Genomic DNA, 15,260 nt, shown 5'->3' on the forward strand with positions numbered 1-15,260 from the left:
GATATTCACATTATCCACAGAAAAATGGGTTTAAAAGTGAATATTTTTATGTTAATATACAATAAATGTTCGTCTTTCAGGAGAAATCAGCATAAAAAAACAAGAAAAATCATGTTATTCTTCAGAAAGAAGTGGTACACTAAGGGTGACTATAATTCGAAAAGAGGGAACCCAGTGAGAATAGCAATTTCTTCTGATCACGGAGGCAACAACTTACGTCGTGAGATTATGCAGCTATTAGATGAACTTCATATTAGCTACGAAGATTTTGGTCCACAATCTGCGGATTCAGTAGACTATCCTGATTATGCAAAACCTGTTTCTGAAGGTGTTGCTAATGGAGAATTTGATAAAGGTATTTTAATTTGTGGCACAGGAATTGGTATGTCCATTGCTGCTAATAAGGTGAAGGGCATTCGTTGTGCATTAGTGCATGATGTATTCAGTGCCAAGGCAACACGTTGCCATAATGACTCAAATATTATAGCCATGGGTGAACGTGTCATTGGTCCAGGCCTTGCACGTGAAATCGTCCAAACTTGGCTAGAAACAGAGTTTGAAGGTGGTCGTCATACACGCCGCATAGAAAAAATTGCCGAGCTAGAGCAATAATTGTTTCATGATTCCATATATGGCATTCGTCAAGGATGTCCTATATGGCATGATTTTATTGGATATAGATGAAGGAGCTGAGCTTAATGGTAGTAAAACAAATACGAACGCATTTGACTCAGTTACTCAGTGAGTTTGAAGAGCAGGTAACGTTACGACCTCATACAATTTTTGTTGTAGGGTGCTCTACATCTGAAGTGATTGGTCAGAAAATTGGCACAGCAGGGGCATTGGAAATAGCTGAAGCCATTTATGAGCCGTTACAAGAATTTGCATCGAAACATCAATTACATTTAGCATTCCAAGGCTGTGAGCATATTAACCGCGCTATTACTATGGAGGCATCAACGGCTGAACGATTTGGCTATGATGAAGTAGCAGTAGTTCCAGTACGTACAGCAGGTGGATCGATGTCTGCTTATGCCTATACACAATTTGCTAATCCAGTGGTTGTTGAAACAATACAGGCACATGCAGGTATTGATATTGGACAAACATTAATTGGTATGCATTTGAAAGCAGTAGTTGTTCCCGTTCGAACATCAGTGAAAATGGTGGGAGAAGCGATTGTTACGGTTGCAACAACACGTCCAAAGCTAATTGGCGGAGAACGTGCAATATATAAATAAGTACCCTTATTATAAGTGGTATAGATAATTAACGATACTTTAGGAGGCTTTTTCAAACATGGCATATGAAAAATTAGCAGTACAAGACAAAGCAGTATTAGACGGAATTCTTGCAGAAAAAAAACGTCAACAAGCAAATATTGAATTGATTGCATCTGAAAACTTTGTTTCCGAAGCGGTTATGGAAGCACAAGGATCAGTACTGACAAATAAATACGCTGAAGGCTATCCAGGTAAACGCTACTACGGTGGTTGTGAACATGTAGACGTAGTAGAAAATATTGCACGTGATCGCGTGAAAGAAATTTTTGGAGCAGAATATGCTAATGTACAACCACACTCTGGTGCACAAGCAAACATGGCTGTTTACCATACAATTTTAGAACCAGGTGACACAGTTCTTGGTATGAACCTTTCTCATGGTGGTCACTTAACACATGGATCTCCAGTAAACTTCTCTGGTATCCTATATAACTTTGTGGAATATGGTGTAACGAAAGAAAATCAAGTAATCGATTATGAAGATGTACGTCAAAAAGCATTAGAACATAAACCAAAACTGATCGTTGCTGGTGCTTCTGCCTACCCACGTGAAATTGACTTCTCTAAATTCCGTGAAATCGCAGACGAAGTGGGTGCATACTTCATGGTGGATATGGCACACATTGCTGGTCTTGTAGCTGCTGGTGAACATCAATCACCAGTGCCGTATGCTGATTTTGTTACATCAACAACGCATAAAACATTACGTGGACCACGTGGTGGTTTAATTCTTGCTTCAAAAGAATGGGAGCAAAAATTAAATAAATCTGTATTTCCAGGAATTCAAGGTGGTCCATTAATGCATGTCATTGCTGCAAAAGCTGTAGCATTTGGCGAAGTATTACAACCAGAATTTAAAGACTATGCAAAGCAAATTAAAGCGAATGCCAAAGCTTTAGCAGAAGTACTAATTGCTGAAGGCGTTGAAATCGTTTCTGGTGGTACAGATAACCACCTATTACTGTTAAATGTAAAATCACTTGGTTTAACAGGTAAAGTAGCAGAGCATGCACTAGATGAAGTAGGTATTACAACGAATAAAAACACAATTCCTTACGATACAGAATCGCCATTTGTTACTTCTGGTATTCGTATCGGTACGCCAGCTGTTACTTCTCGCGGCTTTAAAGAAGAGGATATGAAAGAAGTTGGAGCAATTATTGCTGCGGTTCTTAAAAATCCTGAAGATGAAGCAGTTAAAGCAGAAGCAAAAGATCGTGTAAAAGCATTAACAGATAGACACCCATTATACGCATAATAGAAATGAGAGGGCTGTGTTTAAAGTACATTTGTTACTTTAAATACAGCCTTTTATTTTGTGAATTTAGGACTAAACTATAAAAAACATATTTTTTCTGAAAAAATAGAATAATCATCTTGTTTTTGAATAAATTTACATAAAATAGATAAGTAGGGTTTTATTATAATAGTTTAAGGACAGATAATGTCCTAGAAAAGAAGTTTTTTTTCATAAAGGTGAAAATTTATTTGAATTTTATGTACAATGGAAATGGGATGAAGTGATAGAGATGGAGGGATTGGATGGTCACTAAATCATTAGACATAGAAAATGATGTTTTATTAAGTAGCATTCGTAAATTAGGGGATAATTCGAAAGAAAGCTACGTTATTTTTGATGCGACAAATCATCATGGCATACTAGCGTGTAATGATTCATTTTGTATGCTTACAAATGCTTCGCGTTCACAAATCCTAAATACTGATTATTTTTCATGGCTCTCTATAGATGAAAAAAAGACAACCATAAAAATGATAAAAGAAAAAATACATAACGGCATAATGGTCCAGGCAAAGCTCTATCATAATGGCATTAATAAATCGCCCTTTTGGGCAGAGATACAAGCATTACCATTTTGCAATGAGGCTAATCGTACGAAATATGTTTTAGTGCTTGTGAAGGATGTAACGTATTACCGTACTGAAGACTTCCTCATGAGATTAGAAAATGATATGTATAAGGCCATCGAGCGAGATAGCACTCTTGAACAAAAGATGAAAATTATTTGCCGTGGACTGGATGATTTTTTTACGCCGAATATTGCAAGTATGGTTCTGGTAAAAACAGAGTCCAATCAATTACAAGTTTTCACAGGTAATGATCCGGAGGAAAGTGTGCCAAGATGCTGTGAAAACAATGCATTTTTTATTGAAGTAATGCAATCAGGAAATGCTAGGCTCGTGGAAAATTTAGATGAAGTAAATATCCCTGAGGAACATAAACAATATGCTACATTATTTGAAAAGCCGTATGGATGGTTTGTACCTATACGCAATCAACAACGGCAAGTGATAGGGCTATTTTCGATCTATTTTCAAAAAACACGAAGCGACCAAATGTCTTTTAAAAATATGCTTCAAAAAATGGGGTCACTTGTTGCGTTGGCTGTTACCTATGCTCGAACTCAAAAAAAAATTTGGGATTTAGCCTACACGGATATTACAACGGGTCTACCTAATCGTCATAGCTTTGTTAATTCGATTGAAAAAGAAGTGGAGCATGGTTTAAGCGGTTTTATCAAAATATTAAAACCAAGTGAATTTCATCAAGTAGTGGAACTTTACGGGCGTGAGGTTGGAGATGAGCTTTTAAGGCAACTCGCTAAAAGGTTGGAGCAAGACAAGCCAGAAGATAATGAATATGTTGCTAGATTTACAAGCTCTAGTCTCATTATGTCTACGTTGGCACACAATGAAAATTTACAGGAGTATGATAAGCGGATAAAGGAAACAATTCGTCAGCCCTTTATTATAGGGGGAAAGCAAATCTATATCACGCTAAAAACAGGAATCGCTTCCTATAATAATGACACAAAAATCATTGATGCGATTCGCTTTGCTGATAATGCTCTTTCCTTTGCAATTGATAGACCAGGTACACATACTGAAATTTTTACAACAGAAAAAAATGATGTGCTTATACAGAAAATGACGGTTTTAAATCATTTATCACAAGCAATCAAAAATAAAGAAATTACAGTCCATTTACAGCCTAAGGTAGACTTACGTAATGGTGAAATACACAGTATTGAGGCACTGGCACGGTGGATTTCTCCAAAACTAGGCTTTGTGTCACCAGCCATCTTCATTCCAGTAGCTGAGAGTACCGGGAAGGTTCTGGAAATAGATGTTCTTGTTTTAGAGACTGTGCTTTCATGGCTTTCAGAACGTCAACGGCTAGGAAAGAAATTAGTGAAAATTGCAGTTAATATCTCACCTGATCATTTTTACTATACGCATTTCGTTCAGGATACACTGAAACTTGTTCAAAAATATAATATTGATCCTAGCTATATTATTTTAGAGGTGACTGAAAATATTGGTTTAGTAGACTTTCAATCTGCCTTTAAAATTATTCAAGAATTAAAAAGCTATGGTTTTAAAACATCAGTAGATGATTTTGGAACAGGTTTTTCATCATTAAGCTATCTACAACAGCTACCCTTCACTGAATTAAAGATTGATCGTAGCTTTATTAATGCGATTGAAGATGCGGCAACACTTGCGATTGTACGCTCCATTATTCAGTTGGCATTAAACTTAGGGATGATTTCAGTTGCAGAGGGCATTGAAACGGAAGAGCAGGTAGAAATTTTACGTGCACTAGGCTGTACAGTAGGACAAGGCTATTTTTATTATAAGCCAATGCCCATTGAACAAGTAGATAAAATTCTTGATCAATAGCTTATTTTTGACAAATATAAAATAACAAAAGGAGTCGTCCTAAATTAATTTTTGAGGCGACTCCTTTTTTCTGTTATACTAGTTGAGATAAAAATGAAATCCGAACGGTGAGGAGAGAATCCCTTTGAGCAAAGTCTATGTATTTGATCATCCACTAATCCAACACAAATTAACTTATATTCGCGACAAGAACACAGGAACAAAAGAATTTCGTGAGCTAGTAGACGAAGTAGCAACACTTATGGCGTTTGAAATCACACGTGATATGCCAGTAGAAGAAATTGAAATTGAAACACCTGTAACAATTGCCAAAACAAAAGTACTTTCTGGTAAAAAGCTTGCGATTGTACCAATTCTACGTGCAGGTATCGGTATGGTAGATGGCGTATTAAAGCTTATCCCAGCGGCTAAAGTTGGTCATATTGGTCTTTATCGTGATCCTGAAACGTTAAAACCAGTTGAATATTATGCAAAACTTCCAGCAGATGTGGAAGAGCGTGATTTCATCATTGTAGATCCAATGCTTGCAACTGGTGGTTCAGCAGTGGAAGCCATCCACTCACTGAAAAAACGTGGAGCTAAAAACATTAAATTCATGTGCTTAATCGCTGCACCAGAGGGTGTAAAAGCTATTCAAGAAGAACATTCTGATGTAGATATTTATATTGCTGCACTCGATGAAAAATTAAACGATCATGGCTATATTGTACCTGGTTTAGGTGATGCCGGAGACCGTCTATTCGGTACAAAATAAAAATCAATACATGTAATTTCCTCATTTAGGAAACTAATAACTTGTGAAAGCGTCCTTCAAATTGAAGGGCGTTTCCTAGTATGTGTAGGCAAGTACGTCTATTGATGACCATTAATAGATGTAGTTGACCATTTCATACAATAACAAAAAGGACGGTGCAGATCGTTTTGATAAAAAAATGGAAAGTAATGACGATTTTTGGTACAAGACCAGAAGCAATTAAAATGGCTCCTCTCGTTTTGGAGTTACAAAAGTATCCTGAGCAAATAGAATCTATTGTAACCGTAACAGCACAGCATCGCCAAATGCTCGACCAAGTATTAGAGACATTTAACATAACACCAAACTATGATTTAAATATAATGAAGGATCGTCAAACATTAATTGATGTAACGACAAACGCATTACAAGGCTTAGATAAAGTAATGAAAGAAGCACAACCAGATATCGTTTTGGTACATGGTGATACAGCAACAACCTTCATTGCGAGCTTGGCGGCATTCTATAACCAAATTGCTATAGGGCATGTGGAAGCGGGCTTACGTACATGGAACAAGTATTCACCATATCCAGAGGAAATGAATCGTCAGCTAACAGGTGTGATGGCAGATTTACATTTTGCTCCAACGGAAGTATCTAAAAAGAACCTGCTAGATGAAAATAAAAATCCAGACACGATTTTTGTGACAGGAAATACAGCCATTGACGCATTAGCAACAACGGTCAGTGAGCACTACACACACCCTGTATTAGATAAGATTGGCGAAGATCGCATGATTTTATTAACGGCACATCGTCGTGAAAATCTGGGTGAACCAATGCGCCATATGTTCAAAGCGATTACGAGAATATTAACAGAGCATGAGGATGTTCAAGTTGTATATCCAGTGCATATGAATCCAGCTGTTAGAGAAATTGCGAATGAAATCTTAGGAGACAATGAACGTGTACATTTAATAGAGCCTCTTGAAGTGTTTGATTTCCATAATTTTGCGGCAAATTCATATATGATTTTAACGGACTCAGGTGGCGTACAAGAAGAAGCACCTTCATTAGGGAAACCAGTGCTTGTTCTAAGAGATACGACAGAACGTCCAGAAGGTATTGAAGCTGGCACATTAAAGCTAGCAGGAACGGAAGAAGAAACAATCTATGCCTTAGCAAAGGAATTACTAACAGATAAAAATGCCTACGAAGTAATGGCGAAAGCATCGAATCCATATGGAGATGGGCATGCATCGAAGCGTATTGTTGAGGCACTGCTAGAATTTTTACAAAGAACTAATTAATGTACTATATTTAATTCGGAAAAATAAGTCTAATGTACCTATTGAAATGGGTAAGCTAATTTACGAGCATAATCATGTCGTAAATTAGCTTTTTTTTCGTGTGAGAAGGTTGGGAACTTTTGAAACTATGAAATTTCATACACAAATTTGTCAACAATTTGACAAGAGTATATAGGCTGTGAAGTTTTTCTCCTTTACCAATTGACTTCAAATATCACCTATTGTATGCTTACAAAGGGTAAGAATGATAAGGGTTTCAGTTCATAAATAGGACGTTGAAACACTTGTTATATCAACTTTCTACTAAATTGACAGTTCAAAATAAAACTGTCGATTTGCAACGTTTTGTGCGTTTCGGTTTTTACCGAGTCGGTAAGGGGTGTAAGTTATTTTTGGGCATTTACACCTGTAATTGAAATGACTCTCCCATTACTATTCCGCTGTGAGTAGTGTCTTTCACTGCTCTTTTCTGATTTCACATAGTGGTCAGCAAACGTTTTCATTACTCGAAAAAATGATTCAGGAGATTATAACCAATGCTAGATTTGCATCACATTTTTGCTGTGCAGAAGAGGGCGTTATTTTTTTTGCTTGCACTCTGCGCATTAGGCTGGGGGTTTACTCCCTATCAAACTGTTTTTGCGGGCATCGCAATAGGTGCATTTTTTGGTACGTATAATTTTTGGATTCTAGTTCGCCGTATGGAGAAGTTTGACAGATCCATTAGTGAAGGGAAGAAGATAGGCTCACTTGGTACAGCGCTTCGCTTTGGATCAGGTGTTGCGGCAGTCGCAATAGCCATTTCGTTGCCAAACTATTTTCACTTAATTAGCACGGTTATAGGGCTAATGATTCCGTACGTTTTTCTCTTTGTCGAGAGAATTGTGTCACATGTAAGGAACCGCTAATGTGCTTTAAATTAGAAAGAGAGGTGAAAAATAACAATGAATCATGAAGCTCCGTTACTAGAAGTCGGTTTTTTAACATTTAACTTATCAACAGTTATGATGTTACTAGTTGCAGCAATTATCGTATTTTTAATTGCCTTTATTTCAACTAGAAGCCTAAAGTTAAAACCTACTGGTATGCAAAACTTTATGGAATGGATTATGGATTTCGTTAAGAATATTATTAAAAGCAACATGGACTGGAAAACTGGTGGTCGATTCCACGTTCTAGCCATTACGCTAATTATGTTTATCGCAGTATCTAACTTACTAGGTCTTCCATTCTCTATCGTCTATGATCATCAGCTATGGTGGAAATCACCAACAGCTGACCCTACAGTTACGATGACATTGGCAGCAATGATTTTAGTCTTAACGCAATACTATGGTGTTAAAATGAAGGGTACAGGTCATTATGTTGGTACATTCTTCAAACCAATGTCATTCATGTTTCCGCTGAAAATAGTAGAAGAATTTGCAAACACATTAACATTAGGTTTACGTCTTTACGGTAACATTTACGCGGGTGAGATTTTACTTGGCTTACTTGCAGGTTTAGCATCATCAGGTGCTGTGGGATTCATCGGGGCAATCGTTCCTATGATGGCATGGCAAGGTTTCTCAATTTTCATCGGCTTTATCCAAGCCTTTATCTTCACAATGTTAACAATGGTTTACATGGCTCATAAAGTGAGCGATGACCATTAATATAAAGCATATATCCTATGCTTGAATCACAAAAAAACAAACAATTCCAAGGAGGAAATTTTCAAATGACAGGTTCATTAGGTTTATTAGCAGCAGCAATCGCAATCGGTTTAGGTGCACTTGGTGCAGGTATTGGTAACGGTCTTATCGTATCAAAAACAGTAGAAGGTATCGCTCGTCAACCAGAAGCTCGTGGCGTTCTTCAAACTACAATGTTCATCGGGGTTGCATTAGTTGAAGCCCTACCGATCATCGCAGTAGTAGTAGCATTCATCGTAATGAACAAATAATTCAGTTGAACACTGAATTTTACTAGTGGCGAAGCAGGATTCACCAGATGAAACTTCGCCCTTCATTTTGGAACGGATAAAAGCTATGTGTAAATATAGCTTTTTAAAATAGGTAGTTTTTTTAATCATTAAATTATGTTGAAGTTAAAGCTCTTGAAGGGAGTGAAACAATCGTGTTTTTAGATTATCTTGTACTAGGTGCAAGCGCTGGTAGTTTTAATAGCGGAGACATCATCGCAACATTAGTTATCTTCATCGTGTTAATGGTATTACTTAAGAAATTCGCTTGGGGTCCACTTATGGGCATCATGCAGCAACGTGAAGAATTAGTAGCGAGTGAAATCGAAGCAGCTGAAAAAGCGCGCAAAGAATCGCACCAATTTTTAGAAGAACAAAAGAGCCTTCTTAAAGAAGCTCGTACGGAAGCACAATCGATTGTTGAAGGCGCTAAGAAACAAGGCGAACTACAAAAAGAAGAAATTCTTACTGTAGCGCGCAATGAAGCAAACCGCTTAAAAGAATCGGCTTTACGTGAAATTGAGTCTGAAAAAGAAAAAGCTATTGCAGCAGTACGTGATGAAGTCGTTTCATTATCTGTACTTGCAGCATCTAAAGTCCTTAGCAAAGAGATTTCTGAGGCAGACAACCGTGCTCTAATTGAAGAGACGATTGCGAAGGCAGGCGAAGCTCGATGAGTAATTCAACTGTAGCAAAACGTTACGCTCAAGCGCTTTTTGAATTAGCGCAACAAAAAAACAATCTTACTGAAGTTGGAGCAGACTTAAACGAACTAACAAAAGTAATGAAAGAATCTCCTGATTTTTTAACGCTTTTAAGTGCGCCTAAGTTCTCCATCGAACGTAAAAAACAAATGGTAGCTGAAATCTTCACTGGTGCAACACCAGAAGTTTTACACACGGTTCAACTTCTAGTTGAGAAAAAACGTGTAAACGAGATTAAGCTAATTGCCAATGCATATGCTGAGCTTGCTGCACAAGCACAAGGTATGGCAGATGCAACAGTATTTTCAACACGTGCACTTTCTGCAGAAGAAAGCGCTAATATTTCGACAGCATTTGCGAAACTTGTTGGAAAACAATCATTAAACATTACAAACGAAATCGATCCAACTTTACTTGGTGGTATTCGTGTTCAAATCGGTAACCATATTTATGACAGCTCAGTAGTTAACAAACTAGAGCGTCTAAAACGTGAATTAATCGGTTAATAATTTAGAAATGTGAGAGGTGACATACATGGGCATCAAGGCTGAAGAAATCAGCAGTCTGATTAAACAACAGATTGAGAATTATGAATCTGAACTTAAAGTAAGCGAAGTTGGTACAGTTATCCGTATTGGTGACGGTATCGCTCTTGCTCATGGCCTCGACAACGCCATGGCTGGAGAGCTTTTAGAGTTCTCTAACGGTGTTATGGGTATGGCTCAAAACCTAGAAGAAGGTAACGTTGGTATCGTAATCTTAGGTCCATACACTGACATCAAAGAAGGCGATGAAGTTCGTCGTACAGGTCGTATCATGGAAGTACCAGTTGGTGAAGAACTGATTGGTCGTGTTGTAAACCCACTTGGTCAACCAGTGGATGGACAAGGTCCTATCAACGCTACAAAATCTCGTCCAATCGAAAGCCCAGCTTTCGGTGTAATGGCTCGTAAATCAGTACACGAACCACTACAAACGGGTATTAAAGCGATTGACGCATTAGTGCCAATCGGTCGTGGTCAACGTGAGTTAATCATCGGTGACCGTCAAGTAGGTAAAACATCTGTAGCAATCGATACAATCTTAAACCAAAACGGTGAAAACATGATTTGTATCTATGTTGCAATCGGTCAAAAAGAATCTACTGTACGTGGTGTTGTTGAGACTTTACGTAAACATGGTGCTTTAGATTATACAATCGTTGTAACTGCAGCAGCATCTCAACCTGCTCCATTATTATACTTAGCACCATTTGCTGGTGTTTCTATGGCAGAAGAATTCATGTTACAAGGTAAACACGTTTTAATCGTGTATGATGATCTTTCTAAACAAGCATCAGCTTACCGTGAACTTTCACTTCTTCTACGCCGTCCTCCAGGTCGTGAAGCATACCCTGGTGATGTATTCTACTTACACAGCCGCTTACTTGAACGTGCTGCGAAGTTAAATGAAACTTACAACTGTGGTTCTATCACAGCTCTTCCATTCGTAGAGACACAAGCTGGGGATATCTCTGCATACATCCCAACTAACGTAATCTCAATTACTGATGGTCAAATCTTCTTACAATCTGACTTATTCAACTCAGGTGTACGTCCAGCGATCAACGCAGGTCTTTCAGTATCACGTGTAGGTGGATCAGCTCAAATTAAAGCAATGAAAAAAGTTGCGGGTACACTACGTCTTGACTTAGCTGCATTCCGTGAGCTTGAATCATTTGCTCAATTCGGTTCAGATTTAGATAAAATTACACTTGCTAAACTTGAACGTGGTAAACGTACGGTTGAAGTGCTTAAACAAGACCTAAACAAACCACTTAAAGTTGAAAAACAAGTTGCTATCCTATATGCATTAACTAAAGGTCATTTAGATGATATCCCAGTACAAGATATCGTTCGTTTCGAAAACGAATTCTTAAGCTGGTTAGATTCAAACCACACTAACGTTCTAGATCATGTTCGTACTACAAAAGAGCTTGCTCCGGATGCGGATTATGAAGCAGCAATCAATGCATTCAAGAAAACATTCGCTAAATCAGAATAAGTTCTAGCTAGTCACTTGATTAAAAAACAAAAGGTGGTGAAATACCAGTGGTAAACTTACGCGAAATAAAAGGTCGTATTAATTCAACAAAGAGTACGAAACAAATTACGAAAGCGATGCAGATGGTTTCTTCTTCAAAGTTACGTCGTGCAGAGCAAAATGCTAAAGCTTACGTTCCTTATATGGAAAAAATCCAAGACGTAGTAGGCGCGATTGCAGCAGGTACAAAAGACAGTGGACACCCAATGTTAACTGCTCGTCCTGTAAAGAAAACAGCTTACTTAGTCATTGGTTCTGACCGTGGTCTAGCAGGTGCTTACAACTCAAGTATCCTACGTCAAGTACAACGTACAATTAACGAGCGTCATAAATCAAAAGACGAATACGTTATTTTAGCAGTAGGTCGTGTTGTTCGTGATTACTTTGTGAAACGTGATCATAATGTCATCAGCAGTGTTGTTGCTCTTCCTGACCAACCAACATTCGCTGATATTAAAGAAATCGCTCGTAATGCTGTTGGTATGTTCATTGACGGTACGTATGATGAGCTTTATATGTACTATAATCACTTTGTCAGCGCAATTGCTAACGAAGTGACAGAGAAAAAACTTCTTCCATTAACAGATATCGCACCTGTAAACAGTAAAGCTTCTTATGAATTCGAACCATCTGGCGAAGCAATTCTTGAAGTATTACTTCCACAATACGCGGAAAGCTTAGTTTATGGCGCATTATTGGATGGAAAAGCAAGTGAACATGCTTCTCGTATGACTGCTATGAAAAATGCAACTGATAATGCATCTGATCTTATTGCAGATCTTTCATTGCAATATAACCGTGCACGTCAAGCAGCGATTACACAAGAAATTACAGAAATCGTTGGTGGAGCTGCAGCCTTAGAATAGGCTCAGCTCACCAATGTCGTATAAGAATACGATAGGAGGGTACACAGTAATGAATAAAGGACATGTTATTCAAGTAATGGGTCCAGTTGTCGACGTAAAATTCGAAAACGGCCAATTACCAGCAATCTATAACTCATTAACAGTTAAGATTGAACGTCCTAATGAAGAACCAACAACTCTTGCATTAGAAGTTGCACTTCATTTAGGCGATGATTCTGTTCGTACAATTGCAATGTCATCTACTGATGGCTTACAACGTGGAGCAGAAGTAACAGACTTAGGAAAAGCTATCTCAGTACCAGTTGGTGAAGTGACACTAGGTCGTGTATTCAACGTACTTGGAGAAGTAATTGACTTAGGTGAAGAGATTCCAGCAGATGCTCGTCGTGATTCAATTCACCGCGAAGCTCCATCTTTCGATGAACTTTCAACTACAGTTGAAATTCTTGAAACAGGTATCAAAGTAGTAGACTTATTAGCACCTTATATTAAAGGTGGTAAGATCGGTCTATTCGGTGGTGCTGGTGTAGGTAAAACAGTATTAATCCAAGAATTAATTAATAACATCGCACAAGAGCACTCAGGTATCTCTGTATTTGCTGGTGTAGGTGAGCGTACTCGTGAAGGGAACGACTTATTCTTCGAGATGAGCGATTCAGGCGTTATCAAGCAAACAGCGATGGTATTCGGTCAAATGAACGAGCCTCCTGGTGCACGTATGCGTGTAGCTTTAACTGGTCTTACAATGGCGGAATACTTCCGTGATGAGCAAGGCGCTGACGTACTTTTATTCATCGACAATATCTTCCGTTTCACACAAGCAGGTTCAGAGGTTTCTGCCCTATTAGGTCGTATGCCTTCTGCGGTAGGTTACCAACCAACACTTGCAACTGAAATGGGTAAACTACAAGAACGTATCACATCTACGAACAAAGGATCTGTAACTTCTATCCAAGCGATTTATGTACCAGCCGATGACTATACTGACCCGGCTCCAGCTACAACTTTCGCCCACTTAGATGCAACTACTAACCTTGAGCGTAAATTATCAGAAATGGGTATCTACCCTGCGGTTGACCCATTAGCTTCGACTTCTCGTGCATTATCACCTGAAATCGTAGGCGCTGAGCACTACGCAATTGCTACTGGTGTACAACGTACAATCCAACGTTACCGTGAATTACAAGATATCATTGCAATCTTAGGTATGGATGAGTTATCTGATGAAGACAAACAAACAGTAGAACGTGCTCGTCGTATTCAATTCTTCTTATCACAAAACTTCCACGTAGCGGAACAATTCACTGGTCAAAAAGGTTCTTATGTACCTGTAAAAGAAACTGTTCGTTCATTCAAGGAAATCCTTGATGGCAAATGGGATCACCTTCCAGAAGATGCTTTCCGTCTAGTTGGTTCTATTGATGAAGTAGTTGAAAAAGCGAAAAGCATGGGCGTAGAGGTTTAATACTAGGGACGAGGAGGAAAAAATATGAAGACAGTTCAAGTCAATATTGTCACTCCCGACGGCCCAGTATACGATTCTGAAGTATCAATGGTAATCGCTAAAACAACTTCAGGAGAAATCGGTGTTCTTGCAGGCCATATTCCAATGGTTGCTCCACTTGCAATTGGTGCAGTGAAGCTGAAAAAAGAAAACGGTTCGACTGATATAGTTGCTGTAAGCGGTGGTTTCATTGAAGTTCGTCCAGAAAAGATCTCAATTTTAGCGCCTTCTGCTGAAATTGCTGAAAATATCGATGTTCAACGTGCTAAAGAAGCCGTTAAACGCGCTGAAGGACGTCTTCAAAGTAAACAAGACGACATTGATTTCAAACGTGCTGACCTAGCATTAAAACGTGCGTTGAATCGTATCAACGTTCATGAGGGTAATATCTAATTCATTTTTAACGGGCAGATATAGTATCTGCCCGTTTTTTAAGGTGAAGTAAATTGAAGGAGGGGTAGCATGGAACTGTATGAAGCGATAGGACAAGAAGCATTACTGGGCATTTTATCTCATCTGTTTTTTATTGCTATTACTTTTTACGCATTACAAGCTTTTATGGTGGAGAAACTATTTAAGAAGAATCGAGTATTTCAAATTCAACTTATTTATATTTTACTCAGTATTACGATAGGCTCAGCAGTATCTAATTTCTTTCTCCAAATATCTAGCTGGTCAGGCAAACTTCCCTATTTATTTTAAAGTAATCGTTGTTAAATACTATAAGATTTATGCACCTACATGCTTCAAAGGACTTTATAATACCATTTGTGTGGCCCTTTGAACTATGTATAAAAATCTTTCGTACCAGTTTTGCCTTGGCATCATTACAGCTTACGATGCGTCTGTTATTGGTAAGACGCACGCTAACAAAATATGTACATGATGCATTCATATAGTAAAGGGAATATTTTACTGAATGAAGATAAAATAGGTTTTTTGTGCATATATCTTTGGGTATGTATTGAAAGTGAACGGGTTATTGGTCATTCACAAAAAAAAAATGACAGCGTACAATAAATAAATAGCAAAATATCTAATAATGCCTTAAAATAGTGATTTGGACGCTTGAACGAGCGTTAGAAAAGTTGTACTATAGAGTTGTTTGTTTAC

Annotated in this window: 16 protein-coding genes; all 16 read left to right on the forward strand. The window is 38.1% G+C overall.

From position 1 onward, the window contains the following. Nucleotides 1–174 precede the first annotated feature (174 nt). The 16 genes from rpiB to MHI04_RS02840 all read left to right on the forward strand — a co-directional run bounded on the left by rpiB (nucleotide 175) and on the right by MHI04_RS02840 (nucleotide 14,849). Nucleotides 175–612, forward strand: coding sequence for a ribose 5-phosphate isomerase B (rpiB, locus tag MHI04_RS02765; protein WP_036123645.1), 438 nt, complete (start codon nucleotides 175–177; stop codon nucleotides 610–612). A gap of 86 nt (nucleotides 613–698) precedes the next feature. Beyond that, the gene (locus MHI04_RS02770) at nucleotides 699–1,241 is read left to right on the forward strand and encodes a TIGR01440 family protein (RefSeq protein ID WP_058843800.1); all 543 of its coding nucleotides are present in this window, start codon (nucleotides 699–701) and stop codon (nucleotides 1,239–1,241) included. Between the two features lie 58 nt (nucleotides 1,242–1,299). Then, entirely contained in the window at nucleotides 1,300–2,541 is a 1,242-nt protein-coding gene (glyA, locus tag MHI04_RS02775) for a serine hydroxymethyltransferase (protein WP_036123640.1), read from the forward strand. Between the two features lie 284 nt (nucleotides 2,542–2,825). Next, nucleotides 2,826–4,985, forward strand: a complete 2,160-nt coding sequence (locus tag MHI04_RS02780) for an EAL domain-containing protein (RefSeq protein WP_036123637.1) — start codon at nucleotides 2,826–2,828, stop codon at nucleotides 4,983–4,985. Between the two features lie 124 nt (nucleotides 4,986–5,109). After that, the gene (gene upp, locus MHI04_RS02785; RefSeq protein WP_004269470.1) at nucleotides 5,110–5,739 is read left to right on the forward strand and encodes a uracil phosphoribosyltransferase; all 630 of its coding nucleotides are present in this window, start codon (nucleotides 5,110–5,112) and stop codon (nucleotides 5,737–5,739) included. A gap of 167 nt (nucleotides 5,740–5,906) precedes the next feature. Then, complete coding sequence (gene wecB / locus MHI04_RS02790; RefSeq protein ID WP_036123633.1) at nucleotides 5,907–7,028, forward strand: UDP-N-acetylglucosamine 2-epimerase (non-hydrolyzing); 1,122 nt, start codon at nucleotides 5,907–5,909, stop codon at nucleotides 7,026–7,028. 536 nt (nucleotides 7,029–7,564) lie between these two features. Then, entirely contained in the window at nucleotides 7,565–7,936 is a 372-nt protein-coding gene (locus tag MHI04_RS02795; RefSeq protein ID WP_036123631.1) for an ATP synthase subunit I, read from the forward strand. A gap of 36 nt (nucleotides 7,937–7,972) precedes the next feature. Continuing rightward, a complete protein-coding gene (gene atpB, locus MHI04_RS02800) occupies nucleotides 7,973–8,683 on the forward strand; it encodes a F0F1 ATP synthase subunit A (RefSeq protein WP_036123628.1) in 711 nt (236 codons plus the stop codon). Nucleotides 8,684–8,748: 65 nt separating this feature from the next. Further along, nucleotides 8,749–8,973 (forward strand): F0F1 ATP synthase subunit C, encoded by a 225-nt coding sequence (gene atpE / locus MHI04_RS02805; protein ID WP_004269474.1) that lies wholly within the window; start codon nucleotides 8,749–8,751, stop codon nucleotides 8,971–8,973. Between the two features lie 173 nt (nucleotides 8,974–9,146). Further along, nucleotides 9,147–9,668 carry a F0F1 ATP synthase subunit B gene (gene atpF / locus MHI04_RS02810; protein WP_036123625.1) on the forward strand — a complete coding sequence of 174 codons (522 nt, stop codon included), beginning with the start codon at nucleotides 9,147–9,149 and terminating at the stop codon, nucleotides 9,666–9,668. After that, complete coding sequence (locus tag MHI04_RS02815) at nucleotides 9,665–10,201, forward strand: F0F1 ATP synthase subunit delta (RefSeq protein ID WP_036123623.1); 537 nt, start codon at nucleotides 9,665–9,667, stop codon at nucleotides 10,199–10,201. Before atpF ends, MHI04_RS02815 begins: the two co-directional genes overlap by 4 nt. A gap of 28 nt (nucleotides 10,202–10,229) precedes the next feature. Further along, nucleotides 10,230–11,738 (forward strand): F0F1 ATP synthase subunit alpha, encoded by a 1,509-nt coding sequence (gene atpA, locus MHI04_RS02820; protein ID WP_036123620.1) that lies wholly within the window; start codon nucleotides 10,230–10,232, stop codon nucleotides 11,736–11,738. Between the two features lie 47 nt (nucleotides 11,739–11,785). After that, a complete protein-coding gene (gene atpG / locus MHI04_RS02825) occupies nucleotides 11,786–12,643 on the forward strand; it encodes an ATP synthase F1 subunit gamma (protein WP_036123615.1) in 858 nt (285 codons plus the stop codon). A gap of 49 nt (nucleotides 12,644–12,692) precedes the next feature. Beyond that, on the forward strand, nucleotides 12,693–14,108 hold the full coding sequence (atpD, locus tag MHI04_RS02830) for a F0F1 ATP synthase subunit beta (protein ID WP_089932989.1): 1,416 nt from the start codon (nucleotides 12,693–12,695) through the stop codon (nucleotides 14,106–14,108). 24 nt (nucleotides 14,109–14,132) lie between these two features. Continuing rightward, nucleotides 14,133–14,540 carry a F0F1 ATP synthase subunit epsilon gene (locus MHI04_RS02835; protein WP_036123609.1) on the forward strand — a complete coding sequence of 136 codons (408 nt, stop codon included), beginning with the start codon at nucleotides 14,133–14,135 and terminating at the stop codon, nucleotides 14,538–14,540. Between the two features lie 69 nt (nucleotides 14,541–14,609). Continuing rightward, nucleotides 14,610–14,849, forward strand: a complete 240-nt coding sequence (locus MHI04_RS02840) for a DUF1146 family protein (protein ID WP_036123606.1) — start codon at nucleotides 14,610–14,612, stop codon at nucleotides 14,847–14,849. Nucleotides 14,850–15,260: the final 411 nt, after the last annotated feature.

The sequence above is a fragment of the Lysinibacillus sp. FSL K6-1151 genome, from assembly GCF_038630755.1.
Taxonomy (GTDB): domain Bacteria; phylum Bacillota; class Bacilli; order Bacillales_A; family Planococcaceae; genus Lysinibacillus; species Lysinibacillus fusiformis_D.

Excerpts from the sequence above, each read along its gene's own strand:
- MHI04_RS02770 (WP_058843800.1), top strand. The coding sequence starts at position 699 with ATGGTAGTAAAACAAATACGAACGCATTTGACTCAGTTACTCAGTGAG.
- glyA (WP_036123640.1), top strand. The coding sequence starts at position 1,300 with ATGGCATATGAAAAATTAGCAGTACAAGACAAAGCAGTATTAGACGGA.
- MHI04_RS02780 (WP_036123637.1), top strand. The coding sequence starts at position 2,826 with ATGGTCACTAAATCATTAGACATAGAAAATGATGTTTTATTAAGTAGC.
- MHI04_RS02795 (WP_036123631.1), top strand. The coding sequence starts at position 7,565 with ATGCTAGATTTGCATCACATTTTTGCTGTGCAGAAGAGGGCGTTATTT.
- atpB (WP_036123628.1), top strand. The coding sequence starts at position 7,973 with ATGAATCATGAAGCTCCGTTACTAGAAGTCGGTTTTTTAACATTTAAC.
- atpE (WP_004269474.1), top strand. The coding sequence starts at position 8,749 with ATGACAGGTTCATTAGGTTTATTAGCAGCAGCAATCGCAATCGGTTTA.
- MHI04_RS02815 (WP_036123623.1), top strand. The coding sequence starts at position 9,665 with ATGAGTAATTCAACTGTAGCAAAACGTTACGCTCAAGCGCTTTTTGAA.
- atpA (WP_036123620.1), top strand. The coding sequence starts at position 10,230 with ATGGGCATCAAGGCTGAAGAAATCAGCAGTCTGATTAAACAACAGATT.
- atpD (WP_089932989.1), top strand. The coding sequence starts at position 12,693 with ATGAATAAAGGACATGTTATTCAAGTAATGGGTCCAGTTGTCGACGTA.
- MHI04_RS02835 (WP_036123609.1), top strand. The coding sequence starts at position 14,133 with ATGAAGACAGTTCAAGTCAATATTGTCACTCCCGACGGCCCAGTATAC.
- MHI04_RS02840 (WP_036123606.1), top strand. The coding sequence starts at position 14,610 with ATGGAACTGTATGAAGCGATAGGACAAGAAGCATTACTGGGCATTTTA.